Origin of the sequence: Nostoc sp. (genome assembly GCF_036917275.1) — a bacterium.
Lineage (GTDB): Bacteria > Cyanobacteriota > Cyanobacteriia > Cyanobacteriales > Nostocaceae > Nostoc.
In genome coordinates this window covers 100,568-122,446 of record NZ_JBALDF010000061.1, presented here as the reverse complement: position 1 = coordinate 122,446, position 21,879 = coordinate 100,568, and the positions used below count along the sequence as shown (strand labels likewise).

26 protein-coding genes are annotated in these 21,879 nt (G+C 37.9%); 9 read left to right on the top strand and 17 right to left on the bottom strand.

The window, feature by feature from the left end; translation table 11 throughout:
• Window positions 1–2 precede the first annotated feature (2 nt).
• Window positions 3–2,279 (bottom strand): heteromeric transposase endonuclease subunit TnsA, encoded by a 2,277-nt coding sequence (locus V7K35_RS24580; RefSeq protein ID WP_335082482.1) that lies wholly within the window; start codon window positions 2,277–2,279, stop codon window positions 3–5.
• Between the two features lie 173 nt (window positions 2,280–2,452).
• On the opposite strand from V7K35_RS24580, the gene V7K35_RS24575 reads away from it, so the two are divergent.
• The 8 genes from V7K35_RS24575 (at window position 2,453) to V7K35_RS24540 (ending at window position 9,351) form a co-directional block, all read left to right on the top strand.
• Window positions 2,453–2,713: a helix-turn-helix domain-containing protein gene (locus tag V7K35_RS24575; RefSeq protein WP_322690313.1), complete on the top strand. Its 261-nt coding sequence runs from the start codon at window positions 2,453–2,455 to the stop codon at window positions 2,711–2,713.
• Window positions 2,714–2,763: 50 nt separating this feature from the next.
• On the top strand, window positions 2,764–3,753 hold the full coding sequence (locus V7K35_RS24570) for a TniQ family protein (protein ID WP_335082478.1): 990 nt from the start codon (window positions 2,764–2,766) through the stop codon (window positions 3,751–3,753).
• Between the two features lie 327 nt (window positions 3,754–4,080).
• Window positions 4,081–4,371 (top strand): hypothetical protein, encoded by a 291-nt coding sequence (locus tag V7K35_RS24565; RefSeq protein ID WP_335082476.1) that lies wholly within the window; start codon window positions 4,081–4,083, stop codon window positions 4,369–4,371.
• 66 nt (window positions 4,372–4,437) lie between these two features.
• Window positions 4,438–5,337 (top strand): PD-(D/E)XK nuclease family protein, encoded by a 900-nt coding sequence (locus tag V7K35_RS24560; RefSeq protein WP_335082474.1) that lies wholly within the window; start codon window positions 4,438–4,440, stop codon window positions 5,335–5,337.
• Between the two features lie 10 nt (window positions 5,338–5,347).
• Window positions 5,348–7,738, top strand: coding sequence for a hypothetical protein (locus tag V7K35_RS24555; protein WP_335082472.1), 2,391 nt, complete (start codon window positions 5,348–5,350; stop codon window positions 7,736–7,738).
• A 20-nt stretch (window positions 7,739–7,758) separates the two neighbouring features.
• The gene (locus V7K35_RS24550; protein ID WP_335082470.1) at window positions 7,759–8,196 is read left to right on the top strand and encodes a hypothetical protein; all 438 of its coding nucleotides are present in this window, start codon (window positions 7,759–7,761) and stop codon (window positions 8,194–8,196) included.
• 9 nt (window positions 8,197–8,205) lie between these two features.
• Window positions 8,206–8,829: a hypothetical protein gene (locus V7K35_RS24545; protein WP_335082468.1), complete on the top strand. Its 624-nt coding sequence runs from the start codon at window positions 8,206–8,208 to the stop codon at window positions 8,827–8,829.
• Window positions 8,830–8,925: 96 nt separating this feature from the next.
• Window positions 8,926–9,351 (top strand): hypothetical protein, encoded by a 426-nt coding sequence (locus V7K35_RS24540; RefSeq protein ID WP_335082466.1) that lies wholly within the window; start codon window positions 8,926–8,928, stop codon window positions 9,349–9,351.
• 284 nt (window positions 9,352–9,635) lie between these two features.
• On the opposite strand, the gene V7K35_RS24535 is transcribed toward V7K35_RS24540, so the two are convergent.
• From V7K35_RS24535 to V7K35_RS24520, 4 genes are all read right to left on the bottom strand, one after another.
• A complete protein-coding gene (locus V7K35_RS24535) occupies window positions 9,636–9,785 on the bottom strand; it encodes a hypothetical protein (protein ID WP_335082464.1) in 150 nt (49 codons plus the stop codon).
• 11 nt (window positions 9,786–9,796) lie between these two features.
• Window positions 9,797–9,997: a hypothetical protein gene (locus tag V7K35_RS24530; protein WP_335082462.1), complete on the bottom strand. Its 201-nt coding sequence runs from the start codon at window positions 9,995–9,997 to the stop codon at window positions 9,797–9,799.
• Window positions 9,998–10,100: 103 nt separating this feature from the next.
• Entirely contained in the window at window positions 10,101–10,403 is a 303-nt protein-coding gene (locus V7K35_RS24525; protein WP_335082460.1) for a helix-turn-helix domain-containing protein, read from the bottom strand.
• Window positions 10,403–10,957: a hypothetical protein gene (locus V7K35_RS24520; protein ID WP_335082458.1), complete on the bottom strand. Its 555-nt coding sequence runs from the start codon at window positions 10,955–10,957 to the stop codon at window positions 10,403–10,405. The genes V7K35_RS24525 and V7K35_RS24520 overlap by 1 nt, the downstream gene beginning before the upstream one ends.
• 177 nt (window positions 10,958–11,134) lie before the next feature.
• On the opposite strand from V7K35_RS24520, the gene V7K35_RS24515 reads away from it, so the two are divergent.
• Window positions 11,135–11,296 carry a ribbon-helix-helix domain-containing protein gene (locus tag V7K35_RS24515; RefSeq protein ID WP_335082456.1) on the top strand — a complete coding sequence of 54 codons (162 nt, stop codon included), beginning with the start codon at window positions 11,135–11,137 and terminating at the stop codon, window positions 11,294–11,296.
• 110 nt (window positions 11,297–11,406) lie between these two features.
• Here V7K35_RS24515 and V7K35_RS24510 read toward each other — a convergent pair whose 3' ends face one another.
• The 12 genes from V7K35_RS24510 to cas6 all read right to left on the bottom strand — a co-directional run bounded on the left by V7K35_RS24510 (window position 11,407) and on the right by cas6 (window position 21,498).
• Window positions 11,407–12,033 carry a PIN domain-containing protein gene (locus V7K35_RS24510; RefSeq protein ID WP_335082454.1) on the bottom strand — a complete coding sequence of 209 codons (627 nt, stop codon included), beginning with the start codon at window positions 12,031–12,033 and terminating at the stop codon, window positions 11,407–11,409.
• Between the two features lie 2 nt (window positions 12,034–12,035).
• The gene (locus tag V7K35_RS24505; protein ID WP_335082452.1) at window positions 12,036–12,380 is read right to left on the bottom strand and encodes an STAS-like domain-containing protein; all 345 of its coding nucleotides are present in this window, start codon (window positions 12,378–12,380) and stop codon (window positions 12,036–12,038) included.
• Between the two features lie 68 nt (window positions 12,381–12,448).
• Complete coding sequence (locus V7K35_RS24500) at window positions 12,449–13,222, bottom strand: ATP-binding protein (protein WP_335082450.1); 774 nt, start codon at window positions 13,220–13,222, stop codon at window positions 12,449–12,451.
• A gap of 152 nt (window positions 13,223–13,374) precedes the next feature.
• Window positions 13,375–14,121, bottom strand: coding sequence for a restriction endonuclease subunit S (locus V7K35_RS24495; protein WP_335082448.1), 747 nt, complete (start codon window positions 14,119–14,121; stop codon window positions 13,375–13,377).
• Between the two features lie 104 nt (window positions 14,122–14,225).
• Window positions 14,226–14,657 (bottom strand): PIN domain-containing protein, encoded by a 432-nt coding sequence (locus tag V7K35_RS24490; protein WP_335082447.1) that lies wholly within the window; start codon window positions 14,655–14,657, stop codon window positions 14,226–14,228.
• Window positions 14,658–14,659: 2 nt separating this feature from the next.
• Window positions 14,660–14,875, bottom strand: a complete 216-nt coding sequence (locus tag V7K35_RS24485; RefSeq protein WP_335082445.1) for a hypothetical protein — start codon at window positions 14,873–14,875, stop codon at window positions 14,660–14,662.
• 53 nt (window positions 14,876–14,928) lie between these two features.
• The gene (locus V7K35_RS24480; protein WP_335082443.1) at window positions 14,929–16,368 is read right to left on the bottom strand and encodes a type I restriction-modification system subunit M; all 1,440 of its coding nucleotides are present in this window, start codon (window positions 16,366–16,368) and stop codon (window positions 14,929–14,931) included.
• Window positions 16,369–16,435: 67 nt separating this feature from the next.
• On the bottom strand, window positions 16,436–18,727 hold the full coding sequence (gene hsdR / locus V7K35_RS24475) for an EcoAI/FtnUII family type I restriction enzme subunit R (protein WP_335082441.1): 2,292 nt from the start codon (window positions 18,725–18,727) through the stop codon (window positions 16,436–16,438).
• A complete protein-coding gene (cas5, locus tag V7K35_RS24470; protein ID WP_335082439.1) occupies window positions 18,693–18,962 on the bottom strand; it encodes a CRISPR-associated protein Cas5 in 270 nt (89 codons plus the stop codon). The genes hsdR and cas5 overlap by 35 nt, the downstream gene beginning before the upstream one ends.
• Window positions 18,959–19,927, bottom strand: a complete 969-nt coding sequence (locus V7K35_RS24465) for a CRISPR-associated protein (protein WP_335082437.1) — start codon at window positions 19,925–19,927, stop codon at window positions 18,959–18,961. The genes cas5 and V7K35_RS24465 overlap by 4 nt, the downstream gene beginning before the upstream one ends.
• 125 nt (window positions 19,928–20,052) lie before the next feature.
• Window positions 20,053–20,751, bottom strand: coding sequence for a type I-MYXAN CRISPR-associated Cas8a1/Cmx1 (gene cas8a1 / locus V7K35_RS24460; protein WP_335082435.1), 699 nt, complete (start codon window positions 20,749–20,751; stop codon window positions 20,053–20,055).
• Between the two features lie 84 nt (window positions 20,752–20,835).
• On the bottom strand, window positions 20,836–21,498 hold the full coding sequence (gene cas6, locus V7K35_RS24455) for a type I-MYXAN CRISPR-associated protein Cas6/Cmx6 (RefSeq protein WP_335082433.1): 663 nt from the start codon (window positions 21,496–21,498) through the stop codon (window positions 20,836–20,838).
• Window positions 21,499–21,879: the final 381 nt, after the last annotated feature.

Sequence of the window (21,879 nt, the reverse complement as noted above, 5' to 3'; positions counted from 1 at the left end):
AATTAAAACTCCCCATACACGACAAGTGTTTCTGGGACGATCGCTTCATCTTCAGCTACTTGAGTATCAGTATTTTCAAAAGCAACTTGAATAACCTTTGATTGTTCGTCGCGGCTTGTTGTCGCTTTTCCACCCTCGATTACTCTAAAGATTTCCTTAACTTCTGCATCATAGGAACGCTGTTCTAATAGAGCTTCTTGAGCTTCTATCGATGCTAAAAAATCTGCTAAATTTTTAGCCGAAACTTTAGATTGTTGTGCATGATTTGAGGAGCGTTTGCGTAACTCGATACTAGCTAACTTCAGTTCTTTTTCTGAACGACCTTGGAATTCTGCATAATATTGAGAGATACACTCTACCCACTGTCCTCGAACAAAAGCGTAAGCGATACCAATATTAAACGGGTCATATCTTATCTGCACAGAGATATTTTCAATTTGGGGATCGCGGAAACTATTAGACCAGTAGTAGATGGAGTTAATTTTTATGCCGCGTCCGACTTGAACTTTTGCTTTTCCCTCTGAGGTTGTAAGTAGGGTAAGAATCTGAAAGTTTTCATCGTAAGGAATCATGCGGTGAACCCGACTGCCTCCAATCGCCATACCCGCAGCAAACGCATCCCTCGGACTCTGGAAAAGTGCCGGATGTTCGTCTGTATCATAAACTTCGTAAGCCCAACGACCTGTATGAGAGCAAACTAGTTCTACATCCAACTGAGTATGATCTATATGTCCAATTTCAAAGGGGCGATCGCCGTGTCTTGGGGTAGTTTTAGTAAGCTCCCAATAGAAGGATTCATGCTGATAAGCGGCACGGCGACCTTGGCGTTTTTTAGTCTGCTCGTAACCAGTACGGCGTTTTACTTCTTGAGTAAATGCTTTGTAACTCGGAGCAATTACACCAGATTGTTCGCAAGCTCGAACTAAAGCCGCGTGAACCTCCCACATTCTTTTTTGTTTAAGAGTTTCATAGTCTTCTAAAATAAACCTCTCCATAATTGCTAAGGTGTCTTCGGGCAGCTTGCGCTGACGATTACCTTTGACACTGCGATGGGACAAAAGCCCAATATAGCCGTAACCGTATTTTTGAAGTGCAGCTAGATATTTAGCTTTCCAGTGACGAATGGTACGGGCTGGTATTGTTTCGTTTTCTGGGGGATGTCCGTTTAAGTAAGGTTCGATAGTTTTGTAGCGTTCAAGGGCTTCTGCTTGGTCTTCAGGACTAGCTTGATAAAATTGCTGCCAAGATTCTGTGCTAATAGCTGTTTTTTCTGGTGTTTGGAGACTTGTGATTTTTCCTTGGCGAACCAGATTCTCAAATATAGCTTTTTTGAGTTCAATTAACTGATTATTTTCTGCGCCAAGTATAACCTCTGTTTCTCCAACATGGATAATATTTAAACCTTTGCCGTCCCAACTAACAGTTGTTCCAGTAACAATATTGACTACAGGAGAGATAGCCGGAAGACTTACACTTGGCTGTTCAACTATTAATCTATAAGCACTAGCGGTTTGTTCGTCACGGAAGATTAGACATCTTTCTGGTTCAGCAAGTGGTGTAGCATGTAAATCAATATAGATTTGCTCTTGAGCAATTAAGGTGTAAATATCGTCAGATTCAGCTCCTGTTGACTGATTGAGTAATTCTGCTAAAGTTATTCCTGGTTGAGATGACACAATTGCAAGTAATGATTGAGCGATCGCTTCTTCCACTATTAGGGATTCGGCTCGGTAATAATCTTCTAAAAATTGCAGATTACGTTGCAGAACCCAATTGATTTCGCGATCTGAACGAATGCGGTAATAAAGCCCAAACTGATTAGCATAGGCTTCTCCTGGCGGGCAATGCCATTGATTATCTTCTTCAGAGTAAAAGTAACGATTGGGGTTTTTCTCTGCTAGTTTTTTCAAATCCTGCTCAGTTTTACACTCCTCCCAACCAGCCAAATTGGTTCGGATGACAAATAAATCTGGGGTGTGTAAAACGCCTAATCTACGTCCGTTACTTGCTTGATAGTCAAGTTTAATTTGCGGTGGTTGATCGTAGAATTCTAGAACATCTTCATCGTGTTCTAACTGATAGATAATTGGCAGTTCAACCCGATGAGACTCAAATTGAATCGTGACTCCCATCTTGCGGCTAGGGTAGCGTCCCGAAACATTCTTACTACCGCCACCAACGCGACGGGATGGCTCAGATGAGCGAACTTTCTCAATAATTTTTTGCCCTGCCTCGGATATTTGAAGGCGAGCAACCCATTGTTCAAATTGCTCTTTCATATACTCCTTACTAAACACTTTGCACTTTATTTTATGAATTTATCAAAATAAGACCATAAAGTTAGGAACTTGCTTGCCTGATGCTATACTACTTAATTTTATAACACTTATATTGTGCAAAAGTCCACTGATAGTAGATGGATTTAACGGCGATACTGGTTCAATATTGTTTTGTGACGCAGAAACACTCCAGTATTGAGTACCGCTTTGGCAAAGCGATTAGGCGGCGAAGGCGAGAGCTAGATTTATCCCAAGAAGAACTGGCTGAAAAGTCAGGACTTCATCGCAACTACATCTCAGGAATCGAAACCGGAGAGCGTAACCCTTCGTTAAAAAATATTGTTAAGTTAGCGGCAGCTTTGGAGATATCTGTCTCCGATCTCTTTGTTAATTACGGCATCGAGGTTAAGAGTGAATCGGAAACTAATTCCTGAAATTTAGCTTTTAAAACTAGAGTACCAGCGTTTAGGTTAATCCAAGAGGGATGACTATTTACTCAGAACATTGGAGCCTAAAACCTCTAGAAATGCCGCAACGGAGTCGGTTATTTTCTCTTGAACCTGTGGCGGTGGGAACACCTTACATAGAAAGTCTTAGTAGCTATCTCCATCGTTTAGCGCAAGCACACTGTTTAACCTCTCAAAAGCTCGTTATGAGAGAAATTGCGCCACTTATCCTCAAAGATGAGGATAAATCTGAGCTATTGGCAAAAAATCTGAGTCACCTATTGGGAAATAGCGATGCTAAACCGACTATCAACGGAATGCGAGAAATGACAGGAAAGTTAGTCACTGTCTTAGAAGAGTTGACAATGCGTCAGGATTTACGCTTTTTGACCCTTTTAAGCTGGAAAGGAATGATTTATGACAAGGGATTATTTCGGAACTATCGCGCTTGGTGTCCTTGTTGTTGGGAAGAGTGGAAGCAGGAGAACAAAACTATCTATGAACCATTATCATGGTCATTTAAAGATGTAGAATTTTGTTTGATTCACAAACAGCGATTAATAGAAAAATGTCTTCATTGCGGTTCGCGTTTACCTGTAATGGCTAGGCTTTCACCTGCGGGATTTTGCTCTCGTTGTTACGGGTGGTTAGGGCAGGAAATTAAAGGTGAAGAGGAAATAGAGAAATATCGAGTTAATATTCAAGGAATTAGCGAATTAATTGCACTTACTCCCGAATTAAGTTATAAACCCATCCCGATCGATTTAACCCGAAAATTACAATTGATTTTGTTAGTGTTTGAACAAGCAATTGGCAAGGATGTGAAGTTATTGGGAGATTTAGGGGGAATCATGGAATCGTTGAGGATTGCCTCAAAAACAAATCAAAGTCAACCTTATCATTTGGTGAAGTTGATTATTCCTGTGTGCGAGAAAGCAAAGATTAGTGTATCCCAGTTTTTTGGGTCAGATTTTAAGGAATTGGGCAAGATATTGTTCGGTAATTTTAGTCTGGAATCAAAGTTGTAGAAGTTTAATATAAAGATTTATGGTTAAAGGAGTTTGGAAGGTAAAAGACGATTGCTTTCCTAGATGGGTTTCCTGCTGATTATGCTTTGTTTGTGCAAAGACAACTTCTCGCTATTATTGAAGCGATAAAAGGAGCCTTGGCTATTCTTGATTGAACCCTATGAAGGGGAAAGCCTGAGCCACTTTCTTGGCAGGTTCAGACTTGCTAACCATTTATCGGCGAGTGGGTTGGGTAGTTTAGCAGGAATTGGTGCAGTGGTAGCAAGATGGGAGCGATTTCATTTTAATCCTCGTCCTAGCCAAAAATAGCTGGAGGCGATCGCATCTGTGGTAGAAGTAGATGCAGACAGGTTAGCTCAAATGCTTCCACCTGCTGGAGTAGGAATGCAGCATGAACCTATTCGGTTATGTGGGGCTTGTTACGCGGAAACACCTTGTCGCCGAATTGAGTGGCAGTTTAAGGAAACGGGAGGATGCAATCGCCACGATTTGCGTTTACTTTCCAAATGTCCTAAGTGTGGGACTAGGTTTAAAATACCTGCTTTATGGGAGTATGGACTTTGTGGCAAGTGTAGAACACCCTTTGCTGAGATGGCTGAGTGCCAAAAGAGGATTTGAGTCTTTGTCTTGTCGATTCAGCCTAAATAATTGAGAATGTAAAAATAAAGACTTAACCATCTGATAATGAAGTGGTCTATATCTACCCATAATTGTTTTCGTAGGTGTCAAAAACAGTACTTCTTCAGCCAAACGATGGCATCTCACAATGCCAAAGATACTCTTCGTCGGGAAGCATTTATACTTAAACAGTTAAGTAGCCTTGATGAATGGCGAGGATCTCTAATTCACAAAGCTCTTGAAGAGTATCTAGCACCATCTTTACAACAGCACCAAATCATCCCTGTTAAAGAACTCACTGAGCAAACAATTTCTTTGGCGAAAAAGCAGTTTGAATTTTCAAAACAGAAAAAGTATAGAGACGCTAATATCAGTAAAAAAGCAGCAGGCGACTCATTTTTGGCTTTGCGATGTCACGAGTATGATATCATAATTCCTCAAACATTTATTGATGATTTATATCAAGAAATAAAGCAGTGTTATGAATATTTATATTCTCAAGAAAGATTCATTCAATTTTTGCAGCGAGGAGATGATTATTTCACAGAGTGTTTAATACAATTTAAGATTCATAATTGTCTGGTTTCAGCTAAATTAGATTTAGTAATGAATTATGGGAAAAATAAGTTGTGTATTATTGACTGGAAAATTAGTCGTAGCAAAACTAGTGATTATTCCAAGCAGTTAAATCTATATGCTTTAGCAGCTTTAAATAAATGGAAATGGAAAAAATATAATCCAGAAGATTTATTACTAGTAGAAGCTAATATTTTTCAAGGGAAACTGACGAAACATTATGTAAATGAAGACAGCATAAATACCATAGATAATTTGATTTATCAAAGCATTTCACAAATAAAATCTCTATCTGGTGATAGCAAATATCATCTCGATAGCTTAGAGGATTATGATTATGCAAATAGTCCTTATCTTGTGAATATTGTAATTTTCAGCAAATGTGTGTGAGGCTAACTTCATGACGAATCACATTCTAAATTTATTCGCAATTAAAAATTTATCTGAACTATCCTGTAAGTACAGATTGCTGGAAGTCACTAAACTTCCAGAGAAAAATAAAAACTACCTTGAAAATCTTCATAGATTAGCCGGAATGGTTGCATCTTCATTATGCAAACCTGTTTGTCTATATTGGCAAGAAAGCAAAGCGTACCTTGCCACTACTGAGCTTACAAAGGATATAAAAAAAGAATGGCGTTTAATTCCACACGTAGCAATTCTTGTACCAGATTCCAATATCTATGAACTGAATTTTAGTAACATTACTCCTCATCAAATAAAGTTAGCACTTAGACTGTTAAGCTATAATATCCGCTCTGCTTTAATAAAAGTACCAGAAATTTGGAATGATAGCTATGGCTCATTTTATTTTCGAGAACCTATCAATGTAGGAGATGATAGCCAAGTTGATGTATTACGAGGCTTTGTTTATCGTCTTCACTATTTAGCAGACAAAAATATTTATATATCCATAGATACAACAATCCGTTATGTAGATAGAATATCTCTTTGGGCACGTGTAATTAATGGTGAAGATGTAAATCATTACAAAATGCACCATTTTCTCTATAAATTTGGACTTCAATGGTATCGAATACAATTTTTAGCTTCTACAGATTCTTCTATTAGTGAACAAATATTTTATTCTGAAAGAGATAATAAAACTTATAATGTGTATGATTACACGAAAAAATTTGCCACTGCTTCTGGTTTAGAAGCTGCCACACAACTAGATCCCAATTCAATAGCTATTGTTTACCAGTATCCTTATAAAAATATAGAAAGATATGGAGCATCTGATTTATGTTACAGAACCTATAAAACTAATGATCAAAAAGTAGCAAAATTGCATCCGTATTCCATTTTAAAGCCAATAGACAGATTAGAAAAAAGCAAAGGACTGATAGATAAATACTTTCAGAATATTGATTTTGGCAATAATTTTAAATTATTCATACCCGCAGAACCTTTAGAAAAAAATATAGATAAGTTTGAAATACCTGATTTAATTTTTGGTAACAATAAAATCTTACACATTAACAGAAATGATGAAAAAACAGGAATAAATATTCAAGATTATGGAAAAACTAGGTTGAAATTATTACTAGATAAAGAAGCTGGATTATTAACTAGAGATTCACTTCAAATTCAGTATATATTTATACCTCAATCTTTGCATCGCCCTATTGCTCAGAAATTTCAAGAGGATTTTGAGTATCAAATGGGGAAAAAATTTCCCCATTCTTACAAATTTAAAAAAATAATCTATGATGACCAAAAAGCCAAAAACTTGCGCCAGCAAGTAGAGGTTATTAAAGGAGAAGTAGAGAAAAATGAAATTGATAGAGGTTGTGCTTTATTAATACTACCGGAAAAGGCACACTCTGATTTCCATAATTTCATTAAAAGAGAATTGTATGAAACTTTGCAGTTTCAATGTGTGGATGCAGCTAATGTAAAGAAGTTCTTCATATCCAAAAATAATGAATATCAAATCAATGAAAATCTAAAACAAAAACAAAGATATTTTTCTTATATACGGTTTACAGCTTTAGGAATGCTATTGGTTAATCGTCAATGGCCTTTTGCTCTCAAAGATTCTCTACATTATGAAGTATATATAGGAATTGATGTGCTTAATAATTTTGCAGGATTTACTTATATATACAATGGGGGAAAAGATTGCTATTTTCGTCCATATCCATCTGCTCAGGGAGAAAAACTTACAGAAAGACAAATTCTGAGCATATTAAAGAAAGATTTACAGAAAGATATTAACTCTTTAGATTTGCACCCTAAATCAATTATCATTCATCGAGATGGGCGGAGTTATATAGAAGAATATCAGGGATTTATCAAGGCAATTAATGCTTTACAGCAAGAAGGATTTTTAGTAAAAGATGTTCAGGTAGGAGTAATAGAAATTCACAAAACCAGTTCATCACGTTTACGGTTGTACTACAAGCAAACCAACGAACTAAGTAATAGTGTAGAAAATCCTAGTATCGGTGACTACTTTATAATTGATAATGCAGAAGGTATTGTCTGTACAACTGGATGGCCATTTAATTTTTCAGGCACAGCGAATCCATTACATATTAAAATTGCATATAGCAATTTAGACTTAGATATAACACAGGCACTTAGTGATGTCTTTAGCCTATCACAATTGGGGGCTTGGGCTGCCCCCGACAAATCTGCTCGATATCCCGTTACTATCAAATTAGGAGATACTTTCCTTGAACCTATAGCTAGTGAATCTGATGATGAAGCTGCTCTTTATAGTGAAGATGAGCCTGATCAAGAGGAAAGAGGTGCGTATTTAACTGATGAAGATGAAAATGAATAAAATAAGTGAGGTGACAGATTATGAGCGGAATTGGAATAATTTCTCAAGAATACAAAAGTACCGCTAATTTGTTCAAAAATTTGAACGATTATATTATTCTGCTAAAAAAGCACCACTTTAAGCTACAGAGTGCAAATAAAATAACGTATCAAGAAATTATTACGGCACGAAATTATCTTGCTAATATCTTAGGACAAATAGTTGCACAACTAAGTGACAGTAATGGAGTAGGGGAAGGTGAACAAAATCCTTCTCAAGTACCACCCTTTTTTATTAAGCGTTTACAGGAACAACATAAAGGAGATATCTCTTGGTATAAAAATGATCTTGAAGAAGTTCAACAAGGTCTAGTTAGCAATGAACCTTTAACAGAGAAGTTTATTGGTCATCTTGATGAACTATGTGAACAACTTGACGTTGAAACTACAAGGCTATATCGCAAATTGCGAAGAAGGTAGATAAATTTTATGATGTCACAATTCTTTTGCGGACAAGTAATGTTATTACTTAAACGTTGCCATACATTAATTGAACATTTGAAAGATTTAAACAATTTACCAGACGAATTGAAATTACATATTAACAATGTATATACAGAATTAGAAAAATTAGCTGATGATATAAAGGAAATTATTAATGATCCTGATTTTGGTGTAGAAATTATACTAAAAAATCAGATTAACTCATATAGACGTTATGCAGAAGACGTAAATATTTTAGAAACATCTAAGCTCACTTTATTATATCATTTTAATAGAAAAGATTACTATTTTTATAAATTTGCTAAACTCTTTTGTGAGCAAGTAAATTACTCTTGTGAAGAGTATCCTTTAATCAGTACTCACAGTTCAGATTATTTTTCTGCCCTTCCTATAGAAAATATAATTAATATTCCTTTATGTGAAGATCATTTTTTACTAGCTATACCAGATTTTGTACATGAACTAGGGCATTTGCTATATAACTATTACGAAACAGAAATTACTCAACCTTTCTCAAAAATTCTATGTAAATATATTAAGGAACAAAGGGACATCCTAAAAAATAAAACTCCATCAAAAGCTTATCAAAATCATTTTAAATTATTATAGCAAACATGGTTACAGGAATATATAGTTGAGTTTTCTTGTGATATTTGTGCTACTTACTTAGTTGGTTGTGCATATGGCTGGTCTCATTTAAGATTGTTGCTGGAATCTGAGCCAGAAATTTACTATCCAAGTTTTGGGGAAGAAGGAAGTCATCCTGCCGACGAAGCAAGAATGAGAGCAATTTTATTAACACTAGAGGAACTTGGAGACTCTGAACAAGTAGAAAACATAACTCAAGAATGGGAACATTTTAAGTTAATTTTGGTAGATTCACCTGATGGAGAATATGAATACTGTTACCCAAATGAAATTTTACGCCAACTGGCTAAACAAGTCATAAAGGTATGGGAAAAAGTTGGTCTAGTTCCTTACCACAAGCAACCTGATAGTAAGGACAATCTACCATTTCTTATGCGGAAAGCATGGCAAAAATTTCATGATAACCCAATAGAGTATACGAAATGGGAAACAAAGACGGTAACAGAGTTACAATCGGTTTTATTAAAAGACACAAATTATTAATAAAAATTATTCATATTTGTATAAATTTAAAAAATCCTAAAAACTAACCAAACTTCTTAAGCATTCTACACTCTTAATTGGCACAATTTAGTTTTTAGTGGTTATGAGTAAGCAATAAAAATATCTAAAATACTCTGCCTGAATGTTCACGTAGCAGGACTTATAAAAAACTTCGTGATGCACTGAATGTTATCCTCCAAGGTGCAGAATGTTCGCTAAAAGTCTTCACCGAGATTACTAAAGCTTTTGAGATTTTCCCTGAATTGTTGATGAATGCGATCGCCCTAGAAAAGAATTACAGTTTGTCTGTGATAAAGTACTTGTATGTAGCGCTTGCTTGTCGAAATCTGCCAGTTGTAAAGGTTGTTCAGGCGATCGCTCAATGGTAGTTTCAGGTAATAGAAGGATGCGTTGGCGTAGCCCGTCGCAGGCATCGCTACTTACTTTACTTTAAAGCAGTCAAATCTTGTTGCTCTACCCCCGCATTGAAAATCAGTGTAAAACTCACACTAGGAATGAGTCGGCGCAAAACTTGTAAATGAGCTTCGGCATCACTGCGGCGACGAAAACGAGCTACAATCTGGTTCTGCATATTAGGGAAAAGCCGGACTATACACCAAGGATTGAGCTTTTCAAGATAAGTCATCGAGTTCTCCTAGTAAAATCTGTAATTTCCAAGACAAAAGCCAGCCTACTGTCATGGTGGCTGGCAAGAAATATCATTTTGATATTGAAATTAGATTCAGTTTCTACTCACTCTTGTCTGGAAAACACATCTTCTGCAAAAGTTCTTCGGGAATCTCCTCAAAGTGTTCTAGCAAAAAGTTCATCAGCGCCAGGTGGCGTAAATCCGTTGGCATGGGGCGGCGGTAGTTTTTACCTCTAGCAAACCAGCGCCGAACGGTAGACAGGGAACGATCGCAAATCTGAGCAATTTCTTCGTAGTTCACCTGCCACTTGGTGTAAAATTGCTTGGGAGTCATACCCAATTGACAATAACTGTAGAATTGCATCAAATCTTGCTCTCGCTGTTGGAGTGGATGAGGATTCATCAGTCTGTCTCCTCGCTGATTGGTTCTAAATCTTCTTCCCAAGCAATATCGGCAGATGTCCAAGCAGCACTGGGGCTATCTTTGCTCAACCAAATCAGGTAGCACCAACTCCAGCAGCAGCGATCGCTAGCAAAGCTATAAAATCGACCTATGACAATACCCCAGTCTGTATCACTTTCAGCAGAGATCCAACGCAAGCGATCGCCATATAAAAATCTGGGTGTCTTAGCTACATCAGGAAAGTTGACAGGAAGCTCAATAGATGCATCTGGGTATTTCAGGTTAATCAAGCCTGGGACTATATCTTGGTTACTGTGCCGGATGAGATTGAGATAAGCAGCAATTAACTTACCATTGATGCTCTGAGTTAACTGAGAAATCAAAATCGCAGCGAGAGTTTCTATTTCTTGCTGCTGGAGTTGCATCCAAGTGCTATCAAAGTCAGTATCAGAGTAGTTGTTGAGCTTTTCTAGTAATTCTGTAATGCCAAAATCATCTAAAGCTTGTTGATCAGCTCTATGTTTATCTGTTTTGTAGCTAACAGGCTTTAACATTGTATATGTCTCCTGTGATATGGGGGCCAAAAGCCAGCATCCGCCGTGAGAAAGTTGATGGCTGGCTTTTGACTTATCTGTTCTGTAATTATACGCTAAAATAAATTGTTTTTATGTTAGTTAGTGTGTTTTAATGTATTTAAATTAAAAAGACACTAAATCGCTTATAATAACGACATGGGAAAAGTAACAGTAACTATTTACATGGAAGAAGAAGACAAAGAAGCCCTGCAACAATTGGCTGATGCAGAGGAGCGTTCTTTATCTCAAATGGCAGTTTTAATTTTGAAACGAGCGATTAAACAAGCTCAGAATGACGGGACAATTTCACCAAAGTAATTCGCAATTTGTTAACGAAGCGATCGCATCTATACCTAATGGGATTTGAAGATGCACAAAGTTGATTTATTAAAAAATTCCTCATCTGTCAAATAATAATTGCCCCAAGCTCACCTAATTATCAACTTTCCCTCTTTCCTTGCTGCTTTGATTACTCCTGGATTAGCAGTAAACATCTGAATTCCAGGTACATTCACATAATCGCCATCATCGGTGATAATCTTAGTCAATGACTCCTGTTTCATGGATTCAAGGATAAATAAGTCATAGCCATCTAGGCACTGAGTTCTGAAGCGAGTGACAGCAGCATCTACAGTGGCTTTATCGAGTTTTAAATCAATTTGGACAGAAAGACCCTCAACCTGATTCCACGCGGCTTCTACTTTGGAGACAACCCTGGCTCGTTCCGGGATGTAGTTATGACGGTATTCCTTCGCCTTCTTACGGTAGTCTGGGTCTGTGGTCGAGCCATAGCGCGATAATTTATGTTCTTCAGTTTCAATACGATGAGCTAACTCAGCAAGAGATAAGCCAGAGCAGCAAAGAGTAGCTTCTACCGCAACGCTAGCTTCTATGTAGTTTGAATAGCTGTTCTGATATGAATCGGGGGGCAAGCTGGCGGGGGGATATGTCAGCCAGTACCAAACATTCGTATCAACCAAAAAAATATCCCCTTTTTGGGGGGAATCAGTTTTGATGTCAATAACATCTGCCTTTACGCTGTACTTAACTGACATGACTAACAGGCAGATTGTTCAAGAACCATTTCATCTACGGTTTCACGATATTGCTCATCTGAGTAATAAGGCTTTGCATACTCAATCACATTATCGTAGGTTTGTTGACCAAGAGGACTGAGGTTAGATACAACTAGAAGCTGATCCAGGTCTTCAGCTTTGATATCGCGCAATAGCTGACCAATGGCAATGTTGAAAAACACGGTCAAAAATCTTCTTACGCCAGCAAAGTCTAGCTCTACTGACTTTCCTGCTTGGAGTTGAGGATGAATTCGATCATAGATTTGCTGCCCAGCATTTCGGCTAATACAATTTTCGCCAATCAATTCGTAGACTTTGTATTTCATGGCTCTAAAACCTCCATTAGAACCTTTGTACTATAAAAATAATTCATTTTCTGTAAAGTTGTAGTGATTTACATCGCATTTAATGTGATATTTATTAAAGTTCCCTCAAAGAAAGTTGGTGCGCTCTGGTAGATTTCCTGATTTTCATCAATTAAACCATAAGCGTCATGGCTGTACACCTCTATTTTACCCTGTTTACTCTTTACAAATTTTTTTAATGAATCAAGTCCAATACCTCCACTTATTCTACTGGATCGGGTTGTCTTACCAGGTTTAAACGCCCAACTTAAAGTTTCTTCAGCTAATTTCTGACTGTCTTGAAGGAAGTGGCGAACATTAGCTGGAATGCCAACGCCAAAGTCAATCACAGTCAGCTTTAGTTTATTTAAGTTAGGATAACGCTGTCCACAAGTGAATACACCGATATCCGATAGCCCGTGTTCAAAAGCATTGCTATAGATTTCAAGAGCGTTCTGGATAATTTCATCCTTGAGATTTTGGTTAATGTCTACCCAACCACGCCCAAGCCATTGCTCATCAAGGTAACTCAGAATGCTTTCAAGGTCGTCACTAGGATCTTCCCTGTAAGCAACGGAATTTCCTTTCCACCCTTGCTGATTTTCTCCAAAGGCAAATAGAAAGCCGTTTTGAGTAAGATTACCTTTAATATCACTTTGAAGTGTATCCCAGGCAAAGGTAGCTTGACCACCACGAGCTTCAATGAGGCGAGCTAAACCACCTAAAAACGCTACAGCGTTTGGGCGAAGAAAGCAACAACTTGAAAAATCAAAGATAACTTTTGGTATATCGATTCCTCTGATTTGCTGCCAAAGTCCAAACATCCGAATGAAATCTGCTTTGTCATCGTTGAGGGTTGGGACTTTGAGCGTGATTGTCAGTGAAGTGTTAGCAACAAAGGACACGGGGTGATCCTAAATCTCATAATTTTAGATACAAATTACAAATATACTCTAACTCTCGGTAAAACTTGCTACTAAGCTGTTAGCACATGCTTTGCTGCAACTTCCATCAGCTTCTCGCTGCTGTCTCGTCCTTGTTTCAATTTGGCTTCTAGGGTATCGCAGAGAGACATCAGGCGATCGCACTTCTCTACAATGCGTTTTTGTTCGGCAAGGGGAGGAACAGATACAACAAATCCTCGTATTAATCCTAAATTCAAATTACCTTGTGAAACACCTTTTCCATAGGTATTTTTCTGAGAATGTTTAGTGCCTATGGGCGAGTTAAGCCAGATTACCAAATAATAAGGATCGATAAATTCTTTAAATGGGCGTAGCAGTCCTAAACTTACATAAATTGCAAATTCTAATTCTTGATCTATAACAGCAGCTTCTCCAATTCCGGCACCAACTCGTGTCAAAAGTATATCTTCAAATTCTGGTTTTCGATTTTTGATATAGCCTTGATATGCTTCTTCAGAAACAAACTTATGATTGTTTGGCATGAAAGAAAAAGGCTTAACATTTTGAGATGATAAGAATATTCGCCCATGCTCGGTATACTTGGGTGTATAATGAGTCCCATCTGTTATAAACTCACAAATATTAGCTAACCTTGCCCAACACCATGTATTTGGTATCGTGTACTCTATTTCATTTTGAGTAATGGCAGGTAATAATTGAGTCTCTTTAAGCTTCTTTTCTTGAATCAACTTTTCTTTTTTAACCTTGATTTTTTCAAACAAAGAACTTGCAGGTTCATCACTTGGATTTTGACGCACAAGTTTACCCTGCACTGCCAATTGCAAAATTATTTCTCGTAACTTTTCAATTGCATTTGGCGCATCAGTGAACAATTCAAAATTCTGAAAAAATGTATCTACTTTCATTTAAACGGATTCACAATTTGTAATTGACTATCTATTATTAACCCATCCTGCATATCTTCAGAATAGAGAATGCTTGCTCCCGCAGCTAAAGCACAAGCAACAATTAAACTATCCCAAAAAGAGAAATTAAATCGACTGCGGAGATTAGAAGCAGATTCAAAAATAGTTAGGTTAAACTCTACCACAGTGCAGTGATGATAAAGTGACTGAATCACTGCTTTAACTTGCTCCTCATTAAAGGCTGCTTTTTTCAGTAAATTGCTAGAAACCTCATTGACAACCTGTGTACTGATAATTATTCCTTCAGCGTTCGTAATAGTAATAGCAATATTACGCTTTCTTTCTCTTTCTGCAACTTCTATTTTTTTATCGTCAAACAAACGATAAAGCCAAACATTTGTATCAACGAATGATGCACCAGATGTCATAATTAGCGATTGTAAATTTCTTCACGGTTGAGAAATCCATCCACCTGCACAGGGTTCTCTGTCAATTCATCAATTATGTCTCTTTGTCGAGATGATTTTTTCTTTACTAAAACAATTACCTTAATATCCTCTCCTTCGCCAAGTTCTTGTTTGTACTCATCAGGAATCTGAATTAAACCATTTTGAATTTTTGCTTGAAATTCAACTGCATTTAGCATATTTCATTCCTCTTATATGGAGAAGATAAATCAATTCTAACCGCATCTTTCCATCACTCATCTCTCTCCAATGCTTCCATCAACTCAAATTTCAACTTACTCCGCACCTCACCCAACTCTGCCATGAGTTTTTGATGCTCTGCTAACATCTCATCTAAATCAGCGTGTTCTACATCAAGTTTGTGAGGATTTTTAATATCTAGGTTGTAATTATTCGCTTTCAAATCTGCAACTGAAACTTGCCAAGCAAATTCATTCTCCTCGCGGTTATCCCACCATTCTTGCTCTGGTGCAAATTCCTCAAAGCGAATTGGCTTAGTTTTCGAGTATGACTTATAACCTGCTGGGTAAGGGTGTTCATAATACCAAATTGTTTTTGTCGGTTCCCCTTTGGTGAAAAATAGTAGATTAGTTTTAATACCCGTGTAGGGATTAAATACACCATTTGGTAAACGAACAATTGTATGCAGATTGCAATCTTGCAGTAGTTTTTCTTTAATGCGCGTCTTTACACCTTCCCCAAATAGTGTCCCGTCAGGCAAAACTATTGCGCCTCTACCGCCTTCTTTGAGTAAGTTGATAATCAGCACTAGAAATAAATCTGCCGTTTCTCGTGTACGTAAGGTAGCGGGAAAATTGTCCTCAATGCCATCTTCCTCCATCCCACCAAAAGGCGGATTAGTGATAATTACATCCACCCGTTCTTTGGGACTGTAATCGCGCAATGGTCGTGCCAAAGTGTTGTCATGTTCTGCTAACGGCACATCAATCCCATGTAAAATCAAATTCGTTACACAAAGGTTATAAGGTAATGGCTTTTTCTCAGTACCGCGAATCGTCCGTTGCAGAATTTCTGGAACATCAGCACTTTGAAAATTTTGGCGAATGTAATCAATTGTTGCTGTTAAAAAGCCACCTGTACCGCAAGCAGGGTCAAGGACAACTTCGCCCAATTGCGGCTTTATTCTATCTACAATAAGTTTTGTTACCGCACGCGGAGTATAATATTCTCCAGCATTTCCCGCACTCTGCAAATCTTTGAGAATCTTCTCGTAAATTTCGCTAAACTGTCTTTTCTGCTCTTGTTTATTAAAGTCAACTTCGTTGAGCTTATTAATTACTTGGCGGATGAGAGTACCATTTTTCATATAGTTGTAGGCATCCTCAAACACCTTACCAATCATCCGCCCACGGGCATCAGTTGCGGTAGTTCTCAGTTCTTTGAAAGTTTTAAATAAAGCATTGTCTACAAAATCTAGTAAAGCATCTCCAGTAATACCTTCGGCATCTGCTGCCCAGTTACGCCAACGCAACCCTTCAGGAATCGGAGATTTATAATTATCCTCTAACAGTTCATATTCTTCTTCACGGGCATCAAAAACCTTGAGGAAAATCATCCAAACTAACTGGCTGATGCGTTGCGCGTCACCATCAACGCCCGCATCCTTCCGCATGATATCTTGAATAGTCTTAATTGTAGTGCTGATTGACATAATATGAGACTGCGATCGCCGATTGGCACAATTAACCTAGAAGAGAAATCATATCCTATTTAGGAAGTCAAGATACTCGATACAATTCTGACTTGAGTACGGACAAAGCTTCTAAATAAGCTTTTTTTCCACCGAAAATACTAATTATCTCTAACGGAGTGCCTAAATCACTGATGGGTTTAACTTTTAACACATCCAGACTTTCAATATCTTCAATTCCTTCATCAGCATACTTATCCAACAAAGCATTTAAAACCGTTCTGGCTTGTTTGCCATACTTGCTAAAGTAGTTACGCTTGCGAACATTGTTTGCCCTTTCTTTGCGTGTGAGTGGCGGTTGGTCAAAAACAACATGACAAATCAAGTCTAATGGGTCAAAATCCTTACCAATCTCTTTTTCTAAGGCTTCCAAAGGTACACCCAATTCTTGTAACTCCTGAATAATAGCCTGCTTCTGCTCTGTAGAATGCCATTTGTTTAAGAAAGCATCTAATGAAGCATACTCTTTGCTAACCGTTTTGCGAGTATAGTCTTTAATCGATTCCGTAATCAGCTTACCGTCCTTGCCGTGGTATTGCTCTCGAATAAAAGCAACTGCAACATCTTCATCCGCAATTACATACTTTTCTCGCTTTTGCTTGCGGGTAAGCTCACCATCATCTATGACTAGCTCATCGTCTCCATTATCAGGCGGATTAATTGGCTCATCAGGTTTAGGCTGATAAATTTGTACAGGTTCGCCATCAAAATCAGGGTCAGTAAATAACTGCGTCGCTTTTTTAAAATCCATAATTGTGAAGAACATTTTGCCGTAGTCTTCATCAATGCGAGTTCCACGACCAACAATTTGCTTAAATTTAGTCATTGATAGGATGCGCTGGTCTAAAACAATCAATTTGCAAGTTTTAGCATCAACACCCGTCGTCAGTAACTCAGAGGTAGTAACAATCGTGGGGTATTTACTTTCCGGGTCGATGAAATTATCCAATTCTGCTTTACCTTGAGCATCATCCCCAGTAATTCGCATAATGTAGCGGCTATTCTCTACCACCAAATCAGTATTTTCATTTACTAATGCTACCCGCATCCGTTCTGCGTGGTCAGTCGTCTCGCAAAAAACGATTGTTTTGGCAAAGCGATCGCTTGATTTAAGATAATCAGAAATAATCCGTGCAACTAACTCAGTGCGCTTCTCTAGCACCAGAGTTCTATCAAAATCTCGCTGATTAAATACTTGGTCAGGAATTTGTTTACCATACTTATCCCGTTGTCCTGGCTTGGGTTTCCATCCACTCAAGTCTTTATCTAAGTCAATGCGAATTACTTTGTAGGGAGCTAAAAAGCCATCTTCAATCCCTTGTTTGAGTGAATAGGTAAAAATTGACTCGCCAAAATAAAGGCTGTTAGAAACTTCTTCTGTTTCCCTTGGGGTAGCTGTCAAGCCAATTTGCGTTGCACTGCTAAAATATTCCAAAATCTCTCGCCATGCCGAATCCTCATCCGCACTTCCCCGATGGCACTCATCTATAATAATTAAGTCAAAGAAATCTGGTGAAAATTGGCGATAAATGTTTTTCGCCTCTTCATTTCCCGTTACTGCTTGATACAAACATAGATAAATTTCGTAAGATTTATCTATCTGTCGCTTCTGAATTTTGGTCATTCTTGAGCCAAAGGGTTTAAAGTCATTGACTCTAGTTTGGTCAACCAAAATATTCCGATCTGCCAAAAACAAGATACGCTTTTTCGCCCCCGATTTCCACAAGCGCCAGATAATCTGAAAAGCGGTAAAAGTCTTACCTGTACCTGTTGCCATCACTAACAGAATGCGATTTTCTCCTTTGGCGATCGCTTCAATTGTGCGGTTAACAGCAATCTGTTGATAATAGCGTGGCTGTTTTTTATCAGAACTAGGATAGTAATCTTGAGAAACAATCGGCTGAATATCCGAGTCAATTCCCTTCCAATTACAGTATTTTTGCCATAGTTCTTGCGGTGTCGGGAACTTCGCAAGGGCGATTTCCCGTTCTCGCTGTCCCTCGGTAATTGTGCGATCGCACATCATAAAAGCATCGCCATTCGAGCTAAAGATGAATGGTACATCAATTAGTTCGCCAGTTGCGATCGCTTGTTGCATTCCCGCACTGACACTGTGATTATTATCTTTAGCTTCAATTACAGCCAGTGGTACACCGGGTTTGTGATACAGCACATAATCAGCGCGTTTCTGCTCACCTCGACTTGCAAGCTTACCCCTAACAATCACCCTACCCTTTGTCAGCGTCACTTCCTCTCGAATCTGAGTGTTGATATCCCAGCCCCGATTAACTAGAGCAGGCTGGATGGCTAAAATCAGCATTCTTAAAGCGTCTCATTTGACGCAAAACTCGCGACTTTTTGGGGCTAGATAACATCGCGATCGCCAATTCTACCCCACAGTGGCGATAGACATTCGTTTCCCCTACCAAAGACAACAACATCCCATACACTGTCGCTGGAGGAGGGACAGGATAGGTTTTTCCTATTTCCCTTGCATAGGACTCCCGAAAAGTCGTAAATGGAACATCCAAATAGAGAATTAATGGTGCAATCATTTTGATTTTTCTATGCCCAAATCTCTTTTAATGACTGTTTTCAAAGCTTCAATCAGTTCATTTCGATTTCGATAAATATGCGCCTTATTAAAAGGGGAATTATCAAACCTATCCAATTGTTGTAACTCCTTAACAATTGTTCCCCCAATCCACAATTTACTAGGGTCAATCTGTCCGCATTCCACTTCATCTATAAACTCTTTTGTAAGTTTTGCTTCCTTACTCTTAGGATCGCAATATTCAAAGCAATAGGAAATATATGAAGCAAAATGATTTGTCCATTGAAGTACCAAACTATCGGGACAGAAAGGATAATGAAAAATATTACTACTCCCTCCTACCTTGGGTAGATTCATAATCCCATCTATCAAAGGTAAAATCCGCGAAAAATCTTTGAGATGAGTAGCATTAATTCCAAAAGAATATTGATATCTAGTTGCATGATATTCTGTAAAATGAAGCGATGTACTATCCTTTTCTCTGCCACTTTTTGCCCCTAACTTGACTGCACCATCATAAGGCGTTAGCGAAACAGCCATATTCATCCCTAAAGCACCCATTCGCTGATTAGGAGTGCTAAGTTTTGTTTGTTTCCTTTTTCTCTTTGTTGTTGAAGTCTCCTCCTCTGTTTCAGCAGACTCCAATAAAGCAAACCCAAAAATATCATCATCATAAAATTGTTCTGGATCGAAATCTTCACTTGTTAACCGATTAATATGTTCGTCCTCATTCCAAACTCGATTAACTAAATAACCTTGCTTTTGAAGATAAAAACGTAACGCCCAACGAATCGCACTTGAACCTACAAAAGAATGAATTTTACCATTCCAGTAGCCTTTTTGCAGAGTAGTCTTATTTCCTCGTCTAATATCATGATTTAAGGACGCTAAACCATAACGAGTAAGGACTGTTCCGTAAAGATAATAGTTGGGAATATTATTGTCATTCTTCTTCTGACTCATCATTCACTTCTTCTAATTTCTGACTGTTTGAGAATGAACTCTCATCACTATTGGTGGGTTTATCTTTGGGTTTATAACTGGCGATCGCTAACAAGGACCAAATTCTTAATTCTTGCCAAGGTGTTTTTTTAATTATTAATGAAATTTCTTCTTGATGTTTCTAATTGCTGTAATCGCCATCTCCTTTGAGAAGCGTCTTCAAAATCCTTTATTTCTGGAATCACCACCAAGTAGCGATGGGGTTTCCTTTCTTTTAAGTCTTCTGATGGTATATGAAGTAAGCAATAATGACAAACTACTGGTACAAATAATAATGCTAAAGCGTATTCAGGTTTCTCTTCTAGTTTTGTAGTATTCTGCGTTCGAGCATGGCGAACAATTCCCCCTAAATACAACCAACTGGTTATTTGAATGTAATCATGTCTGAGTTGTTGGGTATCTGCCTCGCATAACTTCTCTGCAAAGCTTTGATGTGCGTACCAAGTTAGGGATTTATATTGATACTCGACTTGTTTTTCTTCAAACGTTAGTTCAGTGTTAATTATCTCTCCTGCTTGATAAAACTTATTAAGTCGCATAAAAACAGCACACATTCCCTCATGAATATAAATTTTCTGACTTAAATCTATTGCATCATTGTCTAATCCTGCTAAATGAATTAAACCTGTATCATCTAATTTAAAAGACTCATTAATTAACCAAGATAGGGCGATGAAATCACTTCCTTCCCATAATAATTCAATAGTATCAGCAGTCAAAAACCATGATATATGTCCTCCCCGTTGACGAGATAAGCGATATTGCTTTTCCAATCGCTTTAAAGTCATGTAAAGTCCAGTCATTCCGACGCGTTATTGTCATATCCGCAGCATGGAGAGATAGGGAAATTTTGGGTTGGGTAGAGACTATCATCAGGTTTCCTCTTCTTCCTTGCTGCGAGTCGCTGGGACAAATATTCCACACATCATCTTTCGTTTCCCACCAATGCCCTGTTCTTGCAAGGTTAGGGAATCTTCAGGATTGAGTTCACTGATTTTTACGCCAAATCCTCTAACTTTAAACTGTTGCCCTTCTTTATTGATGGTTAATTGTCTTCGTTGAGGTGTTCCATCTTGTCGGGTAAGAAGTTCAATTTTTCCTTGTATTCCTAAATTATCCATTTGCCGTTGCACAGCTTCAATAAAGTTAGTAGAGTCTTGGAACCCTTTAATTATCACTAATCTGGAATAGACACTTTCTGAATAAATTAACGGCTTGTAGTCAGGAATATCTAGTTGATAAAAATTTTGATCTATATGAAAAGCTTGACCCGCTAAATAAGGATAAATTAAAGGAATTTGCTGATGATAAATCCGAATTTTTAGACGAGATTGAGCAGTTAGCTCAAGCAAATTGTTCCTGGTCGGTATTCCAGCAATCGGATGAATCCCAATAGACTTTAGTTCGTGAAGGCTAGGACAGATACTGGACAAAGCACTATAGATAACATAACCATTATCAAGAGGAATCGGTGCGCCTCTTAGCTTAAACGTTAAGTCTACATATTCCTCACTTTGAATTAATATGGCTGCCATAGATGGAAATTTTGAGAAAAATTTAAAGATGTCAGAGCTTGTTTAATACATCAACATCCTCTTGTGCAAAATTGTCCTCATTGTCATCGCCAGCTACTTTGGTTAGGCTGGCAATCCAGTTTAGGCTATTGTTCGCAATGTTCTCAGTGGTTAGGAGGATCTTCTAATACTCCAGTAGTTACTCAGAACAGATGGATAGTCGAAAGTTTCTATCCCATACCAGCATAAACCGCTTCTGCTCCATTCTAAAAAAATCCGGCGCTTTCCTGCTTTCTATGCTTGATTGGACTCACGGCAAACTTATCATTCCAATTCGGACTGGCGGCAAAGTTATGCTTCCAAACTGTCAATTTCATCCAAAATTAGCTGACGCTAGAATGA

Excerpts from the sequence above, each read along its gene's own strand:
- V7K35_RS24580 (WP_335082482.1), bottom strand. The coding sequence starts at position 2,279 with ATGAAAGAGCAATTTGAACAATGGGTTGCTCGCCTTCAAATATCCGAG.
- V7K35_RS24570 (WP_335082478.1), top strand. The coding sequence starts at position 2,764 with ATGACTATTTACTCAGAACATTGGAGCCTAAAACCTCTAGAAATGCCG.
- V7K35_RS24560 (WP_335082474.1), top strand. The coding sequence starts at position 4,438 with ATGAAGTGGTCTATATCTACCCATAATTGTTTTCGTAGGTGTCAAAAA.
- V7K35_RS24555 (WP_335082472.1), top strand. The coding sequence starts at position 5,348 with ATGACGAATCACATTCTAAATTTATTCGCAATTAAAAATTTATCTGAA.
- V7K35_RS24550 (WP_335082470.1), top strand. The coding sequence starts at position 7,759 with ATGAGCGGAATTGGAATAATTTCTCAAGAATACAAAAGTACCGCTAAT.
- V7K35_RS24545 (WP_335082468.1), top strand. The coding sequence starts at position 8,206 with ATGATGTCACAATTCTTTTGCGGACAAGTAATGTTATTACTTAAACGT.
- V7K35_RS24535 (WP_335082464.1), bottom strand. The coding sequence starts at position 9,785 with ATGCCTGCGACGGGCTACGCCAACGCATCCTTCTATTACCTGAAACTA.
- V7K35_RS24530 (WP_335082462.1), bottom strand. The coding sequence starts at position 9,997 with ATGACTTATCTTGAAAAGCTCAATCCTTGGTGTATAGTCCGGCTTTTC.
- V7K35_RS24525 (WP_335082460.1), bottom strand. The coding sequence starts at position 10,403 with ATGAATCCTCATCCACTCCAACAGCGAGAGCAAGATTTGATGCAATTC.
- V7K35_RS24520 (WP_335082458.1), bottom strand. The coding sequence starts at position 10,957 with ATGTTAAAGCCTGTTAGCTACAAAACAGATAAACATAGAGCTGATCAA.
- V7K35_RS24515 (WP_335082456.1), top strand. The coding sequence starts at position 11,135 with ATGGGAAAAGTAACAGTAACTATTTACATGGAAGAAGAAGACAAAGAA.
- V7K35_RS24510 (WP_335082454.1), bottom strand. The coding sequence starts at position 12,033 with ATGTCAGTTAAGTACAGCGTAAAGGCAGATGTTATTGACATCAAAACT.
- V7K35_RS24505 (WP_335082452.1), bottom strand. The coding sequence starts at position 12,380 with ATGAAATACAAAGTCTACGAATTGATTGGCGAAAATTGTATTAGCCGA.
- V7K35_RS24500 (WP_335082450.1), bottom strand. The coding sequence starts at position 13,222 with ATGTTTGGACTTTGGCAGCAAATCAGAGGAATCGATATACCAAAAGTT.
- V7K35_RS24490 (WP_335082447.1), bottom strand. The coding sequence starts at position 14,657 with ATGACATCTGGTGCATCATTCGTTGATACAAATGTTTGGCTTTATCGT.
- V7K35_RS24485 (WP_335082445.1), bottom strand. The coding sequence starts at position 14,875 with ATGCTAAATGCAGTTGAATTTCAAGCAAAAATTCAAAATGGTTTAATT.
- V7K35_RS24480 (WP_335082443.1), bottom strand. The coding sequence starts at position 16,368 with ATGTCAATCAGCACTACAATTAAGACTATTCAAGATATCATGCGGAAG.
- hsdR (WP_335082441.1), bottom strand. The coding sequence starts at position 18,727 with ATGCTGATTTTAGCCATCCAGCCTGCTCTAGTTAATCGGGGCTGGGAT.
- cas5 (WP_335082439.1), bottom strand. The coding sequence starts at position 18,962 with ATGATTGCACCATTAATTCTCTATTTGGATGTTCCATTTACGACTTTT.
- V7K35_RS24465 (WP_335082437.1), bottom strand. The coding sequence starts at position 19,927 with ATGATGAGTCAGAAGAAGAATGACAATAATATTCCCAACTATTATCTT.
- cas8a1 (WP_335082435.1), bottom strand. The coding sequence starts at position 20,751 with ATGACTTTAAAGCGATTGGAAAAGCAATATCGCTTATCTCGTCAACGG.
- cas6 (WP_335082433.1), bottom strand. The coding sequence starts at position 21,498 with ATGGCAGCCATATTAATTCAAAGTGAGGAATATGTAGACTTAACGTTT.